Below are 4129 nucleotides of genomic sequence, written 5' to 3'. Positions count from 1 at the left end.
TGTAATACCTATCCCGAAAAAAGTATTGTTAAGATAGCATTTTAAGGGATAGGCATAACGAATGTATAGTATCACAACCATATATAGATTGTTAAGATAGCATGAGAAAATCATTCAAATTCAGAATATATCCTACTAAAAAGCAAGAAGTAATACTGAATAGGACACTTTCCACATGCAGACATCTTTACAATGATTCTCTTGCAGAACGAAAACGACAATATGAGCTTAACAGATTGAAAAAGCAATTCGATGTATTCCCCTGGGGAAAACCGGAATGGATTAACTATTACGAACAAAAAAGAGAATTGACAGCTACAAAAACATCATTTCAGAAAGATGTATATTCTCAGGTACTTCAAGATGTGATAAAAAGGGTTCAAAGAAGCATGGAGAATTTCTTCAATGGATTCGGGTATCCTCGGCTCAAAGGGCGAAATAGATATGATTCCTTCACATATCCCCAATCGGGGTTTTCAATTTCAATCGAAGATGGAAAACTCAACCTCTCGAAAATAGGTAGTTTGAAAATCATATTGCATCGTGAAATTGAAGGCAAAATCAAGACATGTACGATCAAGAGAGATGTTGATCAATGGTATGTTTCCTTTTCATGTGAAATTGAAAAACCTATCCAGAAACACATTGAAACCATGATTGGTATTGATGTTGGTCTGACCGATTTGCTTGCATTGAATAACGGTGAAATGGTCAAACCGCCAAAGTTTTTCAGGAAATCAGAAAACAAACTTGCAAAGGAACAGAGACGACTATCAAAAAAAAAGCTCCGTTCAAATAATCGGAAAGACCAGAGATCCGTTGTTGCTAAGGTTCACCAGAAAATAAGAAATCAAAGAAAGGATTTTGCTCATAAGACTGCACGAATCCTGGTCAATCGTTTTGACCTGATTGCATTTGAGGATTTGCAGATACAAAATATGATTAAGAATCATCATCTTGCTAAATCCATCATGGATGCAGGATGGTATCAGTTACAGAGTTTAACAGCTTTCAAAGCGGAAGAAGCTGGAAAGCAGGTTAAGCTTTGTATTGCCGCAGGAACATCCCAGACCTGTCATGTTTGTGGAAACAAACAGAAATTAACATTGAGGGATAGAGTATTCCGATGCAATCAATGTGGAAATGTTGAAAATAGGGATACGAATGCGGCAAATGTAGTATTGGATAGATGTACCGTAGGAACTACGGGAATTGAAGCCTGTAAGAGTGGTCTCAAGGGAGACATAATGAAACAGGAAGCCATCCTACTTGTAGGGTGGTAGTTCACAAGCTACCTTAACCATTTCACACCCGGCTCATTTTTCTCAGGCATTTCGGTTCTACCACCGGGGTATCCGAATATCAATGGAGCAACTGCTTTATAGCCATCAGGTGCGCCAAGTTCTTTTAATAATTTTTCATCCATGAAAGCCGGAAGTAAACCTCCAATCCAGCAACTTCCGATACCTTTTGAATGAGCAGCCAGCATCATGTTCTGAGCTGCCATCGCACAATCGAAATCAACTGTGGGCGAGTTTTTATTTCCCAGTATTATAACAAGCACAGGAGCACCATAGAGCATGTTTGTTCCCTTTGTTTTGAGGAAAACAAGAAAATCAGAAGCTTTCCTGGAACTGTTTTTCATTGGTTCAAGAATCGGAATCATTGACTTCTTACCGCTTTCAGATAACTTATGTAACAGGTCTTTGTTTCTAATCACTAAAAAGCTCCATGGCTGCATATTAAAGCCTGTTGGAGCATATCTTGCGCATTCAATCAGGAATTGTACATCCTCATCTGATACAACATCTTCATTATATTCACGTACACATCGTCTTGTTTTAATTATTTCAATTATATCTTTCAAAATAACTCACCCATATTCAAATAGGCTTGATTTTAGTTATAGTTTTCTCAAATCTCAATTTCTTGAATTTCGAATTGTTTTCCCGAAATGAATTTCCTTCACTCTTCCAACCTGCCCATTTTCCAGTTCAACCTTTATTCCATGCGGGTGGTGGGAAGAATTAGTCAAAATTCTCTTAACAATGCCCCGGGTTATTTTTCCACTCCTTTGGTCATGCTTTAAAACTACCCCGACATTTAATCCGACTTTAATATTTACTCTATTATTACCTTCATTCATAATATGATTTGAAATTGAGTTATATGAAGATATACTTTGATGCCTAAAAATATAAACAAATCCATCGTAAAATCTTTCAAATTTAAAGCAAAATGACCTTTAATAAAGACTGTATATATCAGATTAATATAAATATTCATAAAGGAGAGAAAAAAAATGGACTGCTGCAGATCAAGTAAACCGAATGAAACGGATAAAGATACAAAACAAGAACAAACAGGCACTGTAAAAAATCCTGCTGAAAAAGAACAAAAAAACAGCGCAGGATGCTGCGGCGGCGGCACAAAAAGATATGTTGCTGCACATTGTATTGATGGTTATAGTAGTTTTAGCAATATCATATTTTACAAGAGGATGAGAAATATGAACAGGAATATTGTATTGATCACTGGAATCCTGGCGGCAATTATGGTGTTCGGAGCCGCTGTCGCGTTAGCCCGGATGGGAAATGAGAAAGTTGCTGTGGGAAATACCAGCACAATCGGCGAGAGTCATTGTGAACAGATGGAGCCCATCAACAAGCAGATTTCATTTCAATGATTTTGCGACCTTATCCATGATGGTATGATCCTCACCGAGTTTGCAGATAGAATCACAATGCGCGCAGAGTTCGGAAAATAAAATATATGCTATTTTAATACCGTTCTGCGTCATGAGAGCAGGTCTTTTCAACTGGGCGATTATTTCCTTTTCTCTTTGATCAGGTGCAACAAGATAGAGCGATACTTTTTCAGATTTAGAAAGTGTGAGCGCTAAATCGGTAAGTCGCAGGATGCCAGAATATATCGATGTGCTTTTCTCTACTTCGTAGGCGCTCACAAATTTAGTTGTTCCTTTTTCAAACCAGATCACATCGATCAGAGCTATAGTTTTCTTTACTTCGTTTCCGACTTTTAGTTCTGGGAGTTCAGGTAAAGAAATAAATGAAAAGCTTTCATTGTTATATGATTTCGCCCTATCATTAGAGGCTACCACAACATCATAGCCAAGGGATTTCCCGATCTTCATCAATAAATATTGGATGTTTGTATGTGTATGCTCTTCTTCTACCTCAATCTGTACATCTTGATGTCTTTTCTGGATTAGTCTTTCTCTCTTCTTTCCGTCTTCATTTACAATCTGAAAATTATCATCCACAACAATTCTTTCCATACCGATTTCAAAAAGCAATCCTGTGATTGCTCCCAAATCCTTAGATAATAAATTCTTAAACTGATCATTTACTTGCAGGATCGTGTCCCTCATTTCCAAATAACCATACCAGGAACCCAGTTTTTTCTGGTCTTTAAATAATATATTAAATCCCTTCACTATGGCTGTGTTAAACGGCGGAATAATTGTTGGATGGATAAAATACAGGATGTTTGCTGCTGAAGGGCCTAACCCCTTAATATTTTGATGGGATAATTTAATTATCTCTTTAATGATCTGTTCTTCTTTTGTTTTAAGGCATGATTCCAGGAATTGGCCAAAAAGGATTTTATTTGCATCGTTTTCATAAATATCAGGGATCCTGAGTTTTGGTTTCCAGTAGAATGGGTGTGCAGCTCCTTCAAAAACTTGTTTTTGTTCCGTAATGGCATTCAGGACTACTTCAAGGGAGGAACCCTTAAAATCGTTAGGGAAAACATCTTCTTTAATATCCTTTATGACCTGTTCAACTCCTCTTCGTATTGCTCCAAAGGCTTTTAGCCTTGCTTCATTATTGATGAACCATGTGTTGTATACGCTTTCAGGATCATTCTTATAAGTCTGTATTATGGATTGGGTTTTTTCTGGATCAGTCATTGAATAGCATTTATGTAATTACTGTTTAATATAAAATTGCATCGCTTTTTCTCTACAAAATAAGAAAATAATTTCAGGACTCTACAATCCCTCTTTATTCGAACTTTTAAAGAAAAACGTAGCTACTCAGGTTTATAAAGCATGTCGGGAGACATTGTCAAACAAGACAGCAGAACAACCTCAAATAGGAATTTT

Annotated in this window: 5 protein-coding genes; 2 read left to right on the top strand and 3 right to left on the bottom strand. The window is 36.8% G+C overall.

Going from position 1 to position 4129, the window contains the following annotated elements:
• The first annotated feature begins 101 nt into the window (after positions 1-101).
• Entirely contained in the window at positions 102-1283 is a 1182-nt protein-coding gene (locus MNV_RS10165) for an RNA-guided endonuclease InsQ/TnpB family protein (protein ID WP_096205752.1), read from the top strand.
• A gap of 8 nt (positions 1284-1291) precedes the next feature.
• Here the strand turns inward: MNV_RS10165 and MNV_RS10160 are convergent, their stop codons facing one another.
• Together MNV_RS10160 and MNV_RS10155 are read right to left on the bottom strand one after the other, a co-directional pair.
• Positions 1292-1867, bottom strand: a complete 576-nt coding sequence (locus MNV_RS10160) for a nitroreductase family protein (RefSeq protein WP_179293923.1) — start codon at positions 1865-1867, stop codon at positions 1292-1294.
• Between the two features lie 54 nt (positions 1868-1921).
• Complete coding sequence (locus MNV_RS10155) at positions 1922-2146, bottom strand: YwbE family protein (RefSeq protein WP_096205748.1); 225 nt, start codon at positions 2144-2146, stop codon at positions 1922-1924.
• Between the two features lie 156 nt (positions 2147-2302).
• Between MNV_RS10155 and MNV_RS10150 the strand changes: the two genes are divergently transcribed.
• A complete protein-coding gene (locus MNV_RS10150) occupies positions 2303-2686 on the top strand; it encodes a hypothetical protein (protein WP_096205746.1) in 384 nt (127 codons plus the stop codon).
• Here the strand turns inward: MNV_RS10150 and MNV_RS10145 are convergent.
• Positions 2675-3934 carry a hypothetical protein gene (locus MNV_RS10145; protein ID WP_096205744.1) on the bottom strand — a complete coding sequence of 420 codons (1260 nt, stop codon included), beginning with the start codon at positions 3932-3934 and terminating at the stop codon, positions 2675-2677. The two genes, MNV_RS10150 and MNV_RS10145, sit on opposite strands and share 12 nt — an antisense overlap.
• Positions 3935-4129: the final 195 nt, after the last annotated feature.

It is taken from the genome of Candidatus Methanoperedens nitratireducens (genome assembly GCF_900196725.1).
Taxonomy (GTDB): Archaea; Halobacteriota; Methanosarcinia; order Methanosarcinales; family Methanoperedenaceae; genus Methanoperedens; species Methanoperedens nitroreducens_A.
The sequence above is the reverse complement of the archived record's forward strand: the minus strand, read 5'-3'. Positions and strand labels throughout refer to the sequence as shown.